Genomic DNA, 19,036 nt, shown 5'->3' with positions numbered 1-19,036 from the left:
TCGACTGAAAGTAGGAATGAAAATCGTCAGGTTGAGCTGAAACTACTTATCTAATACTCCTACATGCAAGTAGTCACAAATTGTATGAAGCTAGGTGAAGTTGGCTGAACAAAACCTAAGTGAGAAATCATATGGTAATGGATAGGTTGGGATGCTACAAAATATTTATGGTGAGAATGTCCGATAAAGGACTGACGAACTTGCGAATGTACAGGTCTAAAGGATTAATACATTAGAAATGTGTATGTCGTTAATGACGACGTTATTTACCGAAAAGTAAGAGTAAATGATATGAAATTCGGAACATCTAACGATGATGATGTAAAGATAACAAGCTTAAAGTAAGCACCTAAGGATATATGTATAGCTAAGTCAATTGGAACGTGGTAAGCAAAAAACTGTCACCAAAGCCTACTAGCAGACAGGTGCAAATACGGTTCTAACGAACCGAAATTGCTTTATTCTTGTGAAGGTGGGGACACAGTATCAATGAAGCATGTAACAAATGTGGAGGGATAGTCCCTAGTCTTGATCGTTGAAAACTAAATCAACTATATGTAACTCACAGGATCGAGTAAGATGATGGGACTTTTCGTAAGAAAAGGGAATAAATACATCGGTGAGTATAACATTGTTTGTAATCTAGTTGCTTTAGTATAAAAGGATAAGATGGGACGTCGTATGTCGGGAAGCCGACACGTACGGCGTTAGGTGGGGGAAAAGGTGGAAATGATATCAAAGCCTTACCTATCACACACAATAAAAAGAAATCGTGTACAAAAAATGTACATGATTATAATGCAACTATGTCTTGTCAGTTTATTTTATGTTTACTGTATGTAAATCTAAATAAATTAAAAGAACACTTTTAAAAGTGTTCTTAAGACCAAGACTCTTATTGTAAAAGAATACATGATAATATATATGACTTTTTCTAAGAATGTGAATCATTTGACCAGAATTTTTATTTGAAAACTAAAGAGCGCTTTCCAAGGCGCTCCTTAAGTAAAACTAACATTGAAAAAGAATACCACACGATAGTCTATGCATGCTGTGTAGGTATGTGCAGTTTTACAACAAAATTGTTATTTGAATAATTCTAGTAATACGATGATTTGTAAAGGCGGATTGACTTTTGTCTGTATGAAAAGTTTCAAAATGTTTTTTTAGATGTATTAATAGTTAGGAAAACATAAATTTGGAAATATAACTTGATATTCTGGGACTAACCGAAGGTCAGTAGTAGAGGTTGCAAATTCTATATATTTTTTTTCTAATGTATCTAGTGTTGCTAGGTGATGAGTACCTAAGCCATGCTGGATGCTATGTGTAGAAAGTGTAGGACCAATTTGCAATTTTCGGTTTTGCATAGCTTTATTCCATGGACTGTAAAAGAATTTTAAAACGAAAGCAGGATACATGTAAACCATAAATGGATGATTTGACCAATGCCTTCCGGCTGTATAGTTACCATGCGAATAATTGTGGATCAATCTACCTCCATAGTAAGGTGCAGGAGGAGTAGGGGGGATTATTATTCCATGATAACGCTGTTTGACAAGGGGAATTCCGTATCTCGGATTAGTATAACCGTGAGTCGGATCATCGACCATGAGAATAGTTCTAATGGCATACATGTTTTGTTTTAAAGAAGTAAGAGATGAAAAAAATGCTTCCTTATCAAAACAGCAAAGAAATTCAGTGGTATTCAATACCATTTTCCATCCTGTAATTTCTTTTTCGATTTCCATAACCTCTTGATCAACTAATAAGGCATCAAACTCTAATACTTTTGAATTGCGGATTTCCCAATGAGGTGCAAATAATCTACATATCTCAACTGAACGATCAGTAGACCCCCGATTAATAAGGATACCATGATCAAATAGCATTGTGTGGTGCATTAACCACCATGGAAGCAGATACTCTTCGTTGAAGAAATGAGAAATTAGTGTTGTATTAATAAAAAAACCTCCTTTTCATAAAAATAATTGGTCACATGTATCTAGCGCTCTGTTACTTAAGTTGTCTTTATATATTATTTAATGAAAAGAAGAAATGTTTGTACACAATGGTAAAATCCGTTCTGCATAAATGAGCTGATGTTAAAGAGGGATAGAATTATTACTACATGCGTTAGAAATAAAGAAGGAACAATCGGGAAAAGTTTGCAAAAACGCTATTTGTGCGGCACGTTTCCTTATAAGTGTGTAAACACGAAAGAGGAGCGTTATCACTTTGATAACAACAACTGTTTGACTGAAAGTAGGAATGAAAGCCGTCAGGTTGAGCTGAAACTACTTATCTGATCCTCCTATATGCAAGGCGTGATAGTAGTCAAAAATTGTATGAATCTAGGTGAAGTCGGCTGAACACAACCTAAGTGAGAAATCGTATGGTAATGGATAGGTCGGGATGCTACAAAATATTTATGGTGAGAATGTCCAAAATAACGGACTGACAAACTTGCGAACGTACGGGTCTAAATTATTAATACATTAGAAATGTGTATGTCGTCAATAACGACGTTATCTACCGAAAAGTAAGAGTAAATGATATGAATTTCGGAACATCTAACGATGAGGATGTAAAGATAACAGGCTTAAAGTAAGCACCTAAGGATATATGTATAGCTAAGTCAATCGGAACGTGTTAAGCAAGAAACTGTCACTAACGCCTACTAGCAGACAGATGTATATAAGGTTCTAACGAACCGAAATTGCTTTATTCTTCACAGTACCAACGAAGCATGTAACAAATGTGGAGGGATAGTCCCTAGTCTTGTTCGTTGAAAACTAAATCAACTATATGTAACTCACAGGATCGAGTAAGATAATTGGACTTTTCGTAAGAAAAGGGAATGAATACATAGGTGAGTACAACATTGTTTTTTAGTATAAAAGGATAATATGGGACGCTGTATGTAATGAAAATCGCACGTACAGTGTTAAGCCGGGGAAAGATGGAGATAACTTCAAAGTTTTACCTATCGCAATAATATCTAAATTGTATATGTAGAAAGGAGCACCTAATTAAAGTGCTCCTTAGGAGATTGATTATAAATGTCTGTTCATTAACTATTATTATGTTTATTTTATCGAATGGTGAAAAACTTGGACAAAAACTTCATTTTGCACAACAAAGCAGCTAGTTAATAAAACTAATTGCTCGTTGTACAAAAGAAACGCTACGCTTACAGAAATAATTTGTAACTTTAAGTTACAGAAATAGTATCAACAGGATTAAAAATATTATTCGGAAATGAAAGATAGCTAAACAAAAACTGTATTTTAAAGCTGCACTTAGGTGATGGCTTTTGTGTTATTTATCATTTTAGCCAAGAAGACTCCTTCCTCAAGGGACGCGAAGTGAGTAGGTGGGAGATGAATTGGCTTCGAACAAGGGATGGCAGGAAGCCATCTTAATTGTTCGACATACATAAAGTGTTACTTCGCTATCCATCGAATATACGTTTGGTGTATGATAGTCATATACCGAAATGGAGGTGAATCAAATGATAATTAATAAAGCCTTTAAGTTTCGTATCTATCCAAATCAAGCACAAGCAATTCTAATTAATAAAACGATAGGTTGTTCTCGCTTTGTATTCAATCATTTCCTATCCCTATGGAATCACGCATATAAAGAAACTGGAAAAGGTTTAACATATGGTACATGCTCTGCCAAACTTCCTGCCATGAAGAAAGAGTTTGTTTGGCTCAAAGAAGTGGATAGTATTGCGATTCAGTCGTCTGTTCGCAACCTTGCGGATGCGTATACACGATTTTTCAAAAAACAAAATAGTGCCCCGCGTTTTAAATCCAAGAAGAATAACGTACAATCTTATATCACAAAACAAACAAATGAAAACATTGCCGTTGTAGGAAACAAAATAAAATTACCAAAACTAGGTCTTGTTCGATTTGCCAAAAGTCGTGAAATAACGGGACGTATTGTAAATGCTACAGTTAGACGGAACCCTTCTGGTAGATATTTTGTGTCACTATTAGTTGAAACAGAAGTACAAGAACTTCCGAAAACACATTCTTACATTGGGATAGATGTAGGACTAAAAGATTTCGCCATTTTATCAGATGGAACACCCTATAAAAATCCGAAGTTTTTCCGATCATTAGAAGATAAGTTGGCGAAAGCACAGCGTGTTCTTTCTAGAAGAATGAAAGGATCTTCTCGTTGGAATAAACAACGAGTAAAAGTAGCTAGAATTCATGAATACATATCAAATGCTAGAAAAGATTACTTGGACAAAATCTCAACTGAAATCATCAAAAGCCACGATGTTATCGGTATAGAGGATTTGCAAGTATCGAATATGTTAAAGAATCATAAGTTAGCAAAAGCAATTAGTGAGGTATCATGGTCGCAATTTCGATCCATGTTGGAATACAAAGCAAAATGGTATGGCAAACAAGTCATTGCCGTATCGAAAACATTTGCTTCCAGCCAATTATGTTCTTGTTGTGGATATCAAAACAAAGACGTTAAAAATCTAAACCTACGTAAATGGGACTGTTCTTCTTGTCGTACACACCATGATAGGGATATTAACGCAAGTATCAATATAAAGAATGAAGCAATAAGGCTTCTAACCGCAAGGACTGCGGGGTTAGCCTAATCAATTAGAGTTCGATAGAACTCTTTACTTGGGAATCCCCCACTTCTAAACGAAATGAAAGTGGGGGTAGTTCAAATAAGAGGATAATTATGGTTTTTGTAGAATAAATAAGTCGGGAGAGGTGGAAGAATAATACTATATATGGATATAAAAACATTTGAAATGCGTGAAAAACGATTAGCAGAACTATTAGGTGCAAAAGTACTATGGGAATTTTATCAGTGCTGTAACAGAGGAAATTGAAAAGCAGGAATTAGAATCTACACCAGGCTTACTAGAAGATCCTATTCATACATGTGAAAGAAACCACCCAAATTCAAAATATGAACAAGAACATAACAAAAGCCCCTGTAAAAACAGAGGCCGGTAGTATAGATAAAGAGACATTATATATGGAAGCATATGTAGAATTAATCAATCATAAGTTTGTTATTTCTGAATTAGCTGTAGAGCTTTCATCTGTTCTAAAAGAATTAAATTGTTTTGTTCAATCATCTTTGCCACAGCTTCAAAGTAAGCTTGATTCTCAAGAACCTCAATCTGCTTCTCTTTAGGGAGTGATTGAAGGATTTCTTTTATTTCTTTACACTCGTATATGTTATTCTCCGAGTCTTCAATTAATTTATTGCGACGGTTGGTGTATTCAAGTGCACCTAAAGTCGCTAATGCGCGAGGATCTAATCCTAGAATTTCCATGTATTCCTCTCCTTTCCTCTACAATAATTCGATAGGAGGAAGGAGATTCCTTTAATGATTTAGTAGAGTCTTTATATAGCTATACAAATTGTTAATGATTAGTGGAGATGTTATTTAGCAAGAATGTAATAGAATTAGATCTAAAAACGCTTTAAAAATAATGAGAAGAAAGAGGAATCTAGTAAATTACGCTCCTTTTCCCTAAGTAATCTTCATATAAAACATTTATTTACTTTTATTGTAAATTTTATATTGAATTCTTTGATGAAGAATAGGTAGACATAGGGAATAGGAGGTGAATTAGTAGCTAAATTAGTAAAATTTTTATGAGAGAATAACGAGCTATCAAAGTTTTTTTATAAATTCAATTTCATTATCCAATAATAATGGACGAGTTAAGTGTGAGGAGTTTTCTTCAACCTGAGTAGAATTTTTTGCACCAGGGATGGCAACTGAAACAGCTGGGTGGCTTAAAACATACCGTAAGGCAATTTGCGCGAGAATTCGATTTGATCGTACAAGTGAACGTAATTTTTCTACCTTGTTTAGGCTATCTTTAAACCACTTTTCTTTGGGCCAATCTTTTCTTAAATCATCGTCTGTAAATTGGGTTTCATGATTAAATTTCCCTGTTAAAATTCCCATCTTAAGTGGACCTCTTATCACAGCACCTAAATTATGCTTTTCAATATAAGGAAGGATGTCTTTTTCAGGTTCTTTATTTAAAATACTATAATCGAATTGTACAACATCTAAATCATCATTCTGATTAAAATGTTTAATATAATCTAAATCATTAGTAGAAACGCCAACTGCTCTCACTTTGCCAGATTTTTTTAAGGTTTGGAAAGCTTGTAGAAAGGCTTCTGTTTCTTCAGGTTTATCCCACCAAATATGACAAAAGTACAAATCTATATAATCCGTTTTAAGCCGCAGTAAACTAGCATCAAACGCATCAATGATCTTTTGAGGATCTCCATAAACGGCTGGTTGATTGGGGTCATAATGATGACCAATTAATCCACCTTTTGTAGAAAGAATGATGTCCTGCCTACGTTTATGTATAGCTTTTGCAACGAGTGTTTCACTATGACCTAGTCCATAAACGTCAGCAGTGTCAATAAAATTAACCCCTAGGTCAATTGCTTTATTGATTGCATCAATGGATTCATTATCTTTTACTACTCCCCATTCATCTCCACCAATCGCCCAAGAACCAAATCCTATCTCTGAAACTATTAATCCCGTGTTACCTAATAATCTATATTCCATTATGTACGGACTCCTCCATTTCAGTTTATATTATTAGAAATATATATAGCCACCAGTTGGAATATTCTTGAATTTGTTTTCGGGGTGTAAATTAGAGTATATATTTTAATAAATATATATGAGATTACTTTATAAAAAGTAATTGGAATTATTAGTAAAATGGTTTTTTATGCTTAAATTGAATAAAAGTATGAACTTTCACGGTATAAATATGAATTTTATTCATCATTTTAATAACTATGCAATAAGCGAAATAAATGTTGAATTTAGTCGGAAAATATACATTTACAAATCGCAGAATGTGTACATATAGTTGTAATTATAAATATTATCCGTTTTGAAATATTTATAAAAGGAGAAATTCATATGAAGGAAATACAAAAGCAATATGAAATTGTAGAAGAATTGGATGCAACAGTAGGGCAAGAAGCATTATGGATAGCTCATCAAATGGAATTAGAAAATGGAATGAACAATGAAGCTATCATAATAAAGCTAAAAGGAAATCTTCAAATAGATAACTTTAAGAAATCGCTTACTTTAATGGTGCAATCTCACCCGGCGCTACGTACACTATTTATTAAGAGGGACGAAAAAATTAAACAATTCATTCAAAAGAGTATAGATTTTGATATACCAATTAAGGATTTAACTGCTTTTAAAAACACAGAACAAAAATTTATTTTTAAAAAATTCTTAGACTCTATAGTGAATGAGAAATTTAATTTAGAAGAAGGGCCTTTGTTTAAATTCCACATCATTAAATTGTGTGAAGATGAATTTATTTTACATATGGTTTTTCATCACATTATTTATGATGGATGTAGTTTAGGAATTTTTATCCAACAATTGTCTCATACGTATTGTGAATTACTTCAAGAAAATACGGGTTTAGTATTAGAATCTCCTTATAAGAGCCTTGTAGAATTTGAAAAAGGTTTTATTGACAGTGCAATATATAGAGAAGGATCATCCTATTGGAAAGATTATTTACAAGGTGAATTACCTCCTACAGAGTTTCCTGCTACTATTAATAAAATGAATGAACCGATATATACGAACAAAAATATAAGCAAGAATATTGATGCCGATTTATTTTATCAAATACAATGTTTTGCTAAAAGAAATAACATAAGTGTCTATCGGGTTATGTTAAGTACTTATTGTGCCTTGCTTCATCAAATGACAAATGCTGAAGAAATTATTGTAGGTATTCCAATTAATACTAGACCACAAAGGGAAGAAGGAAATGCTTTTGGTTATTTTGTTAATACATTACCTATACGTATAACAATAGAAAAAGGTGATACATTTAAGGGAATACTTAACAAGGTGAATAAATCTGTTCATTTGGCTATTAAGTATAAACATAATCCATATTCACATATAGTAAGAGATTTAAATCTAAATAATAATACACATCATAATATGATTTATTCAACAGCATTTAATACGGTAAGGATACCTCAATTGAAAATTCCCGATATTGAGTCCACAGTTTTAACAGATTGTAAAAGAGTAAATCCTTTTAACATGACCTGGAGAATAATGAGATATGAAGGGGAAACAGAGAATAAAATTGAGGTTGACTATAATTCAGCATTATATAAACCAGATAGTATGAATGATTTAGTTGAAAGATATATATATTTGTTACAAAAACTAATGAAGAATGTGAACGAACCTATCCATTCATTGGATTTACTTTTAAAAAAGGAACATGGTTTATACAAAGATATAAACTCAAATACTCTTGCATATCCTAATTCAAAAACATTAGATCAATTAATTGATCTACAAGCATTAAAATCGCCAAATCAAATAGCGATTTCAATGGGGGATAAATCGATTACCTATTATGACTTGCAGCAAAGGTCAAATCAAATTGCGAATTATTTACGTGAAAATGATATAAAAAAGGGACAGCGTGTAAGTATTACTATGGTGAGAGAGATCGATACAATTGTATGCATCCTAGGTATACTAAAATCAGGTGGAGTTTATGTACCAATCGATCCAAAGTTTCCTGAAAAAAGAATAGAATTTATATTAAAAGATAGTGAAAGTCAAATGATTATTACAAAGAAAGAATTCAGGGGATTAATTGAAAGTTTTGCGATTCATACAATTTTTCTAGAGGATTTTCATTACACTAATTCTAAAGAAAATATTGCGTCTACACATAACATAGAAGATGCTGCGTATATTATCTACACGTCAGGTTCAACAGGTTTACCAAAAGGAGTAGTTGTACCACATAGAGGAGTAATTAATTTATCATATTCATTAATGAATCAATTTAATGTAGACAAAAATGATGTATTTTTACAATTTGCAACAATGATTTTTGATGCCTCCATTATGGAAATGTTTCCGATTTTGTTATGCGGAGGAAGAATGCATTTAATTTCTGAAATGGAAAAACGTTCTGCAGAAGAATTTATAAATGTAATTAACAAGAATGGTATTACATTTGTTCTTTTACCAACTGCATTTTTTAAATTAATAGCTGATATGCCAAAAGAAATGTTGCTTAAATTAAATTCCTTAAAATGTGTATTTGTGGGAGGGGAAACCATACCTGCTGAATCAGTTCGTAAATGGCAAAGTAAAGTAGGGTTAAAGATTCCAATTCTTAACGCATATGGTCCTACTGAAGCTACTGTATGTACAACCATTTATGAAGTAAATCATGAGATAAAAGAAGAAACTTCTAATATCCCAATAGGTAAACCAATTGCTAATAGTAAAGTTTTCGTGGTCAGTCCGTTCAACACGTTATGTCCGGCAGGAGTAGTAGGTGAGTTATTCATTGGTGGTGATGGGGTTGCTAAAGGATATATAAATCAAAAGAAAAAAACAGAAGAGGCATTTATTTCTTTCAAAAAATCATATAATCGCAATGAAAAAATATATCATACTGGGGACTTAGTACGTCTTTTACCAAATGGAAACTTAGAATTTATCGGAAGGAAAGATAATCAAGTAAAACTACGTGGGTATCGAATTGAGCTTGATGAAATAGAAAGAGCATTATTTAAACACCCAGAGGTAAAAGATGCAGTAGTAGTAATTTATCAAAATGACAAAATTGCTAGCTTTTATGTATCAAAAGACAATACAGAACTAAAACAAGAGGAATTAAAAACATTCTTAAGTGAAAGTTTACCAGATTTTATGATGCCAAATTATATATTTCATCTTAAAACATTTCCATTATCACCAAGTGGTAAGATTGATAGAAAAAAATTAGAATTACAAATCCCATCTTTACTTGAAAATATGCAAAATCAATATATACCACCAATAAGTGGCACAGAAAAAAGGTTGGCAAAAACATGGTCAGAGATTTTAAATTTAGGGAAATATAGAATCAGTAGAGATGACGACTTTTTTAAACTTGGGGGACATTCATTAATTGCTGTGCAAGTATTAAATCAAATTCAAAAAGAGTTTCATTTGAAAATAGAAATTAGAGATATTTTTGAGCATACAACAATTGCTAGTCTATCTGCTTACATCGATAAATTAATGGAAGTAAATCATGATAGGGAAGAACAGAAGATGCAAATATTAAAAGTTGCAGATAAGGAAAGTTATCAGTTATCAAGTGCTCAAAAAAGAATCTGGTTTTTAAATAAATCAAACGCTATTAATAGAGTATACGATACACCACTACACATATATATTGAGCCGAGTTTGAAAAAAGATATTTTACAGGACGCCATAAGGTTTTTAGTTGAACGACACGAGATGCTCCGAACAATGTTTATTGAAAAAAATGGGGAGCCTAGACAAGTCATATTAAAATCAATAGCGATTGACCTGACACACCATGAGATTGAACACATGGCTAAAAAGGAACAACAAGAATATATACGTAGAACAATAAATCAAACGGATCATACACCATTTGATTTGGAAAATGGACCGCTTTTCCGGATTAGAATTTTTAATCTTGATAAGAAAAAATCCTATTTATATATCAATTTACATCACATTATTACTGATGAGTGGAGTGTAAGGAATTTATTAGATGAATTAATGAAGGTATATAGTGCCTTTGCTAAACGAAGAAATCCTGAGTTGCCAACTATTTCTAATCGATATGTAGATTATGTTGAGTGGGAACAGAAGCAGTTAAAATTAGGTCGGTGGGATACAGAAAAATCTTATTGGATGGCCGAACTTGCAGCACCGCTTCCTATACTAAATCTTCCTTTAGATTTTAGTAAGAATCATCAAAGTACAAATAGAGGTACAGTATTTGAAATGAAGTTAGATAATAAAATGAAAGAGTCTTTGAAACAAGTATGTGAACAAGAGAATGTTTCGATGTATATGCTATTTTTGGCAGCATATATTCAATTGTTACATTATCTCACGGATCAAAAAGACATTATTGTAGGTACACCGGTTGTTGGAAGGAATTATCAAGAATTTGAACAAATACAAGGATTTTTTGTAAATACTTTAGCTATTAGAACACAATTAAATGATGTGAAAAATTTAAAAGAGCTATTAAAAGTAGTGAGAGAAAAATGTTTGAATTCTTTCCAAAACCAATCATACCCATTTGATAAAGTAATTGAGCAAATAAATCCTGATAGAAGCTTTGGAAATAACCCGATCTTTTCTACTATGTTTAGTTACCAGAAAGATATTTTGCAACAACATGATGCTTACAAGCTTCAATTGTTACCTAATAAACAAGATGTTAGTAAGTTTGACATTTCTTTAGCTGTTGAAGAAGGATCTGATTATGTAGAGATTTCATTTGAGTATAATATTAATCTTTTCAAGGAAGAGTCAATTAATAGGTTTACTCAAAATTTACTTAATATACTGGACGCATTTATTCATCAAAGAACAGTGGTATATGAGAATCTTTCATTCCTATCACTGGAAGAGGAATCTCTATATAGAAAGGTAAATCATACAGAAAGACCGTATCCTTATTTTCAAAATATACAGGAGCAATTCTATAAGCAAGTAGAAAGACAATCAAATCGGATTGCTATAGCGACTGAAACAGAGTCTTTAACATATAGGCAATTAAATAGGAGTTCTAATCAAGTAGCTCAACATTTGCTTGATAAAGGTATAAAAAAAGGTGACAAGGTAGCCATATTTTTAGATAGAAGTATGAATAGTATCGTTTCTATGATTGGAATATTAAAAGCCGGTGCTGCCTATATACCAATCGATGTAAAATACCCTGAGGATAGAATAAATTATATAGTAAGTGACAGCGAGGCATGTAGAATTATAACGAATTACAAATATAAAAATCATTTGAATTCAAGTAGTTATAACGTTTCAATAATAGAGGATATATATCGTACGACAATAAATGATGATGTGAAAATTTTAAATAAACCAGATGACTTGGCCTATGTAATTTATACTTCAGGATCAACAGGCAAACCAAAAGGTACATTATTAACTCATAAAGGAGTATTAAATTTAGTTGAATGGAGAAATGAAGTATTTCATATTTCACCAAATGATAAAGTAACACAGTTTTATTCCCATAGTTTTGATTCTTCTGTATCGGAAATTTTTTCTACTTTGTTAAATGGGGCGGAACTATATGTATTAAGTGATGAACAGCGCTATTCAACTGCAGCATATGCCCAAGCTGTCCAAGAAATACAAGCAACTATTTCTGATTTACCAACAGTATTTTTTAATGAACTATCGACTTCATTAAATAAACTGGATAGTGAAAAGATACGTTCGATAAGATTTATGATAATGGGAGGGGAAGCTGCATCAACAAATGCTATTAGGAGTTGGCAAAATACTTTTAAAAACCAAGTGCAACTGGTAAATGAGTATGGTCCTACGGAAGCAACTGTTTCAGCGATGTATTATTTCATACCAGACTTAGAATGCGAAAATAACATTTTAGGTAGTATACCGATTGGCATTCCAATTTCTAACACAAAGGTTCATATATTGAACTCATATATGCAACATTGTCCGGTAGGGGGCATGGGCGAATTATATATTGAGAGTTTAGGATTGGCCCAAGGGTATTGGAAGCAGGAAGAAAAAACAAAACAGACATTTATTGCAAATCCATATTCAGAAGATAACAGTAAAAGGTTATACCGAACAGGTGATTTAGCAAAGTGGTTACCAAATGGAAATATAGAATTTATGGGAAGAAAAGATAAGCAGGTTAAAATTAGAGGGCACAGAATTGAACTAGGGGAGATAGAAGATGCAATATTACAATTTGAGGGGATAAATCAGGCTGTGGTAACACAAACGAAAGATGGAATGCTATTGCAAGCTTATTATAAAACAGTGGACGGTTTAGAAATAGAGAAAAATAAGTTAGCTTTATATTTATCAAATGTATTGCCAGAATATATGATCCCTAAATATTACTCTCATGTGTTAGAAATACCAATAACGGCTAATGGGAAAATTGATTTCGAAAAACTGCCAGAAATAGAGTTTGATAATGAGCAAAACGATGAGTGTATACTTAAGCCTCAAACTAAAGTGCAAAAAAACATTGCAAAAGTATGGTCCGAAGTTCTAAACATTAAATCTATAGGTTTAAAAGATGATTTCTTTAATTTGGGTGGACATTCTTTAAAAGTTATGCCGGCATTAGTCAAATTAAAACCGTTATACCCTAACTTGAAAATCCAAGATTTCTTTAAGTATAGAACAATAGAAAAATTAGCCTCTCATATTGAAGAAATGGAAGAAATGTCGTTCAAGAAAGAGAAAAACATGAATGTAGCATATATAGAAAATGAAACGAAAACGACTCCTGTTTATAAAAGAAATAAATTAGAAGAATGTGAGATAGATAGGGTGAATTATCCAAAAGCAGTTTTCCTTACAGGGGCTACAGGATATTTAGGAGCACACATTTTAGAACGCTTATTACAGTTGCCATCTACGACTATTTACTGTCTAGTAAGAAATCATGAGGATCAAGTAATTGGTTCAAAGTTAAAAGAAAGAATGATGTTTTATTTCGGTAAAGAAATTCTCCAAAAGTTGGAGGAGAGAGTAGAGTTAATTGAAGGAGATTTATCTTTGATAAATTTAGGTCTAGATTCAAAGCAATTGGACCATTTAAATAATAAGGTAGAGTCAATCATACATTGTGGTGGAGAAGTTAGACACTATGGAGAACGCGATCATTTTCAAAAGGTAAATGTTCAGTCTACAAAATATTTATTGGAATTAGCTAAGAATACAAATGCACGTTTTCATTATATATCTACTTTAAGTGTAGTAGGGCAGGCTGAAAGCGATCCAAAAGAATTTGAATTCTTTGAGTCTAATTTTGATAGAGGGCAAAATTTAGATAATGTGTACTTAGAAAGTAAGTTTCAAGGCGAGAAAATGGTCAGAGAAGCAATGGAAAAAGGGGTTCGTGCTACGATATACCGTGTGGGGAATTTAGTGGGTAACTCTAAAACGGGTAAATTTCAATACAATATTAATGAAAATGCATTTTATAGATTAATAAAAGGGATATGCCTATCTAGCATAGCACCTGACATCAATACGTATGTAGATTTAACGCCTGTAGACTATGGAAGTTTAGCTATTACTGAATTATCCTATAAGGTCAATACAATAAATAAAACCATGCATATTTGTAATCCAACTCAGCTTAAATGGGACCAATTTATTAATAGTTTACAAGCTTTTGGATACGATATTATGTTAATGAAACAAGAAAAGTATATAGAGAAGTTTTTTAATACGAATCTAACCACTGATGAACAGAAAGCTTTAGAGCTCATAATGCCTTTATTAGAATCTGTAGAAGAGCTATCAGTAGCTATACCATCTTGTTTATACACGCAAGGATATTTGAAGAATATACATTGTTTAGAGCCAAATCAAGAGTATATCAATTTGTTATTAAATTATGCTATGAGTATCGAGTTTTTACCAACCATTAAAGAACCAATATTGCTATAGAATATACAATCGATTTTGAACAGATTGGTCTATAAATATGAAGTTTTGAATGTTTGCTTACTTCCCCTTATCGTTTGGAAAATTAAAAAGAACTTGTAGTTTTATCTACAAGTTCTTTTCAATTAAAAGGTTTATACATTTAGTTGGTTGGCTAATATTTCAATTCTTCATATTACAAACAGAAGAAATTAACTAAGACAAATAATTATTTTTAATTAGAGAAAAAATACAATTTTATATTAAGACCAAATCCATCGATCATCAGTTAATGCTTGAGAATCATTAACTTTTTCAATCTCATCTGTTATCGACCACTCATTACTTCTTTCAGCGTTCGCCATATGCACTTTAACTTTTTCACCTACATTAAATTTCTGCCCTTGTGTCAAATAAACCGTAACATTACGTTTACTTCCGTCATTTCCAGTATATTGAACAATTACATAATTATATTCTTCTATTCCAGATTTAAACTTATCTACTTTTGTAACATGTCCTATTTCATATTCGTATGCAAAAACATGTTTTAAATAACTTCCCTGGTGTAATGTATCAGTACCTTGAACCTTTTCAATTGACTCTGCAACCATATAGTCCGTAAAATTACGCATCATTGCACCAGTAGCTTTTATTTGATCACCAACTTTTACATTTGGTGTAGAGTTTAAATAAATACTAATAGGCTCTGAATACTTTGTTGATTCAACAGAGATAACATTATCAGTAACCTCAACTACACGCCCTTCAATTGTTGATAAATTTGACTCGATAGAAGCTGCACTTGCTTTTGTTACTTCTAATCCTGGTAGATTTGTGCCTGCAAGAGCTGCAATTCCTAATGCACCAGCTAAAATGATTTTTTTCATACCTTATAACATCTCCATTCCGGTTGTAGTTAAATGCGCAGTTAGGTTTAATTCGTAAATAACTTTCGTATATCACCTAACATGTAATCATTATAGTTACAATAAGAATGATTATCAACTACAATTGGAATGTAATTTTGCATAATAATAAATCTTGATTTAATAATTTATCATTCAAATGGAAAGGAAGATGTGTATGTATGAAATTGTTACCGTAGAGCAAAAAGGAACCTTCGTGCGAAATGGGGAAAGAAAAATTCTAGGCGTAAATGGTCAACATATGAATTTCCTAATTAAACAGTGGAAAATTATAACTGTGAAAAAATTATACAAGGTTAGATTATCTCTTCGAGAGGATATTAAGGAGAAGTGTAAGGAAATCGAAGGATTAAGAGAGAAATACAAGCCATTTAATACATCTAAAAAAGACGAAATAGGCTACCATGACTGACTATTTCTATTTTTTATTGCAAATTAATCCGCTTAATCCACCTGTTTTTGTAGAGCTCTAAAAGATGGGGAAACAGATTTTAACATACCGACTCGAAAACTTCGACTCTTAGAAAACGTTAATAAAATGATTGTAAAATAAATAAAGAAAGATAAACAGATTTTTTCAATAGTAAAATTATTTACAAAATAGTAAAATATAGGTATATCGTTGTCGTAATAAACACAAAAAATAATGAGGGGATGAGGAAAATGAATTTAAAACAATTAGGGATTATATTATTAGGAACCGTAACACTTGTGTTTAGTAGTACAAGTTTTGTGGACGCTGCTAGAAAACAGAAAGAATTTAGAGATACGGAGCCAAATAATACTCTTGAAACAGCCAATAGACTAGATTTAGGGTATGATTGTGTGGTTTATTGCAATTTAAATTTAGACGATAAAGACGGTATAGATATCTTTAAATTTTCTCCAAGTGATACCATGAAAGTTGAAGTTACTTTGCAGGGAATGCATGATGATAATGATTTTGATCTATTTGTACGAAATTCGAAAGGTAAAATAATAAAAAAATCTTTGAACCTTTCGAATGATATGGAAAAAATTGTTTTTGAAGCGGAAGAATGGGAAGACTATTATATTGAAGTAAGTTCATCGGTAAGAGGGAATGAAGATAATAACTTTGATTATATTTTAGTAGCAGAAAAATATTAAAACTAGTAAATTTAGAGGCCATCCAAATGGGTGGTTTCTTGTTTTTTCAAGAGATATATGCGTAAAGCTAGTTGGGGTTATTTTTTCGGAGTATTATTTTTACTTAGTGGCTTATCAAACGAAGTATGACTTTGAATTGTAATAGTAAATGAATTAATTGATTAACCTATAAAAAACGTAGAAATTAAATATTTCTACGTTTTTTTGTACATAACATTTAAATAAACAGCTTGTTTTTTGAAAAAGTTGAAAGATGGTATTTATATTGGCGCGAATATCTATTACAATGGACCCTATATAAAAAAGTAGTCGCAAATGCAACTACTTTTTTCAAAAACATTATTATTCAAATAACACCTTTAGCGTAAACTTGTGCTTAATGGTACTTGAGAATAAACTGTGAAATTGTTACCATAAGTACCGTGTCTTGAAAATGAGGAAGAAATTGAACCATTCCAACTTTTGTAGGTAGCCCCAGATGTATCTGTTCTTAGAAGTACGTTTGAAAAGCTAGCTTGGCTAAAGGAATTACGTCCAGTATCTTCAACCCCCTGAACCATTTTTACTGGTTCATATTGAGAAAATGAGCCATATACAGGCTGATTTGCATATCTAGGGCTTCCATTTACATACATAGTAACCGTACCATTTCCGTTATTAACGAGTTTAAGGTTTGCTCGGTCACCATCTTTAATTGATGCATCATACTGTGTGTTCCAATACTTACTGTTTTGACCTGATTCATTATATCCTGAATTTAGAAATACTTTATATCCACTTGGTGTTTTGGAAATACCACCCTCAACTTTAGATGCTCCAATACCTAAATACCAATTCACATATCCATCTTTAACAACAACTGATTTTGGTAGATTTATATCAGCTGCAATCCCGGTATAGGTACTATTTGTAACACTTTTTATAGCACCTTCTGTAGCTGCAAAACTAGTAGCTGAAAACATTGATAGAGAAATTAGAAGTGAACCAACTAAATCCATCATTTTTTTCTTACTTTTCTTTAATACTTGATTCATTTTAGATCCCCCTTATTTTATATCATTAAATTGTATGGAAAGTTGGCCAACTAACTACAACTTACAAATTAAAGATATATTAGGTTTTATTTAATGTAAATATTTTCCTGTTACAAGTCATTAAAATGTCAAATAAATTTGTTTTTTTATATTTATCAATATAGATGGAGTTGACAGAATAAAGTGGTATGACTATTTAAATGTAAGTAGATTTTTTTAAAAATCCTATAAAAACCTATAAATGTATTGAGGATAATATGTACTACGTTCATTTAGGAGAGAGAAATATGGAATGAATATAGGTGGATTTTTCAATGGATAGATCTGAAATATTTAGAAATAGATTAATAAAAAAGGAAATAAATGAATCGTTTTTGTTAAGGAATTCATTGAAATAGTTCGTAGATGAAGGGGAATATATGATTTGAAAGACATGGATTTCCTATATACAAACAAGAAAGGGGATCCAGCTATGGGAATTACAAATACAAGATCGAAGTTAGATAATGTAGCTATTGAAGAGGCTATAAAGGCATTAAAAGATGAAAATGAATGTTTACGTATGGAAATCGATTACTTAAAAAAGTTAAAGGCCTTCGTTCAAAAAGAGATGGAATTACAGAACAAGACAAAGCAAAAGTAATTTATCTTACAAAATTCGAAGGTATGGAACATATTAAGATAGTATTAGATAATTATATAGTTCATTACAATCGCAAAAAAATCAAAGTACAGTTAAAAAGAATGAGTCCAGTATAATACCGGACTCACATTCAAACAGCCGCTTAATTTTTTGTTTAATTCTTCAGGTCCAGTTCATCATAGGCGATCGATTGTTGGCTTGCTACGCTTAGTGATTGTTATTTTCTAATTCATCTCATATTACGTTAGTTTAAGTATTGAGAGTAAAAGAATAGGAATAGAAAAATTAATGTTTTACTAAATAATTTATTAAAGAAACTTAAAGGAATAACAAGTTCTCCTATTGTAAGGATTTTAAGTTTATCCTTATTTAGTCCTTTTATTAATTCTTTTAATGTTTGGAAGTTTATTTTATTAACGAAAGACCAACTTGGCACAGCTTTTGTATCTGAACCTATTTTGAAAATGATATGAATACTATGTGCATGAAAACCGCTTATTATTAAAATAAGCATAAATCCTAAAATAATGAACCAAGTCATTTTTCAACATCTCCTTTCAGTATTTAATATTAAGATATTAAAACTGTTGAGAAAGTGTGCTGTTGTCCATGAAAAATATTGTGAAATTGTTGAGGAAACGTTGAGAATGTTGAGATGCTATTGATTGTAGCGGAGTTAATAATGCTTGTCATATTATATGTGTGAAAAAGGAAATAGGAAAGAGAACAGTTGCGTAGACTGTTCTCTTAAGGAGCG

12 protein-coding genes are annotated in these 19,036 nt (G+C 31.8%); 6 read left to right on the top strand and 6 right to left on the bottom strand.

Annotated elements, in window-relative coordinates; all coding sequences use genetic code 11:
• Positions 1-1,175: 1,175 nt before the first annotated feature.
• Positions 1,176-1,904, bottom strand: a complete 729-nt coding sequence (locus ACSG5Z_RS23880) for a glycosyltransferase family 2 protein (protein WP_435712294.1) — start codon at positions 1,902-1,904, stop codon at positions 1,176-1,178.
• A gap of 1,610 nt (positions 1,905-3,514) precedes the next feature.
• Here ACSG5Z_RS23880 and tnpB point away from each other — a divergent pair.
• On the top strand, positions 3,515-4,636 hold the full coding sequence (tnpB, locus tag ACSG5Z_RS23875; protein ID WP_210627560.1) for an IS200/IS605 family element RNA-guided endonuclease TnpB: 1,122 nt from the start codon (positions 3,515-3,517) through the stop codon (positions 4,634-4,636).
• A gap of 429 nt (positions 4,637-5,065) precedes the next feature.
• On the opposite strand, the gene ACSG5Z_RS23870 is transcribed toward tnpB, so the two are convergent.
• Both ACSG5Z_RS23870 and ACSG5Z_RS23865 read right to left on the bottom strand, forming a co-directional pair.
• Positions 5,066-5,332, bottom strand: coding sequence for a hypothetical protein (locus tag ACSG5Z_RS23870; protein ID WP_016136232.1), 267 nt, complete (start codon positions 5,330-5,332; stop codon positions 5,066-5,068).
• A gap of 345 nt (positions 5,333-5,677) precedes the next feature.
• Positions 5,678-6,604, bottom strand: a complete 927-nt coding sequence (locus ACSG5Z_RS23865) for an aldo/keto reductase (protein ID WP_435712293.1) — start codon at positions 6,602-6,604, stop codon at positions 5,678-5,680.
• Between the two features lie 366 nt (positions 6,605-6,970).
• Here ACSG5Z_RS23865 and ACSG5Z_RS23860 point away from each other — a divergent pair, with 366 nt between their 5' ends.
• Positions 6,971-14,569, top strand: coding sequence for a non-ribosomal peptide synthetase (locus ACSG5Z_RS23860; protein WP_435712292.1), 7,599 nt, complete (start codon positions 6,971-6,973; stop codon positions 14,567-14,569).
• Between the two features lie 239 nt (positions 14,570-14,808).
• Here ACSG5Z_RS23860 and ACSG5Z_RS23855 read toward each other — a convergent pair whose 3' ends face one another.
• A complete protein-coding gene (locus tag ACSG5Z_RS23855; RefSeq protein ID WP_097952597.1) occupies positions 14,809-15,435 on the bottom strand; it encodes an ATP F0F1 synthase subunit alpha in 627 nt (208 codons plus the stop codon).
• Between the two features lie 196 nt (positions 15,436-15,631).
• Between ACSG5Z_RS23855 and ACSG5Z_RS23850 the strand changes: the two genes are divergently transcribed.
• Both ACSG5Z_RS23850 and ACSG5Z_RS23845 read left to right on the top strand, forming a co-directional pair.
• Positions 15,632-15,886: a hypothetical protein gene (locus ACSG5Z_RS23850; RefSeq protein ID WP_435712291.1), complete on the top strand. Its 255-nt coding sequence runs from the start codon at positions 15,632-15,634 to the stop codon at positions 15,884-15,886.
• Positions 15,887-16,137: 251 nt separating this feature from the next.
• Entirely contained in the window at positions 16,138-16,602 is a 465-nt protein-coding gene (locus tag ACSG5Z_RS23845; RefSeq protein ID WP_435712290.1) for a hypothetical protein, read from the top strand.
• Positions 16,603-16,961: 359 nt separating this feature from the next.
• On the opposite strand, the gene ACSG5Z_RS23840 is transcribed toward ACSG5Z_RS23845, so the two are convergent.
• Positions 16,962-17,636 (bottom strand): hypothetical protein, encoded by a 675-nt coding sequence (locus ACSG5Z_RS23840; protein WP_435712289.1) that lies wholly within the window; start codon positions 17,634-17,636, stop codon positions 16,962-16,964.
• A gap of 424 nt (positions 17,637-18,060) precedes the next feature.
• On the opposite strand from ACSG5Z_RS23840, the gene ACSG5Z_RS23835 reads away from it, so the two are divergent.
• A complete protein-coding gene (locus tag ACSG5Z_RS23835; protein ID WP_088609731.1) occupies positions 18,061-18,279 on the top strand; it encodes a hypothetical protein in 219 nt (72 codons plus the stop codon).
• A gap of 23 nt (positions 18,280-18,302) precedes the next feature.
• Positions 18,303-18,395, top strand: a complete 93-nt coding sequence (locus ACSG5Z_RS23830) for an IS3 family transposase (RefSeq protein WP_161796075.1) — start codon at positions 18,303-18,305, stop codon at positions 18,393-18,395.
• A gap of 128 nt (positions 18,396-18,523) precedes the next feature.
• Here ACSG5Z_RS23830 and ACSG5Z_RS23825 read toward each other — a convergent pair whose 3' ends face one another.
• A complete protein-coding gene (locus ACSG5Z_RS23825) occupies positions 18,524-18,820 on the bottom strand; it encodes a hypothetical protein (protein WP_098343806.1) in 297 nt (98 codons plus the stop codon).
• Positions 18,821-19,036: the final 216 nt, after the last annotated feature.

Source organism: Bacillus pretiosus, from assembly GCF_051294775.1.
Lineage (GTDB): Bacteria > Bacillota > Bacilli > Bacillales > Bacillaceae_G > Bacillus_A > Bacillus_A wiedmannii.
Note: the sequence above shows the minus strand (reverse complement) of the source record. Positions and strands in the feature narration are given on the sequence as shown.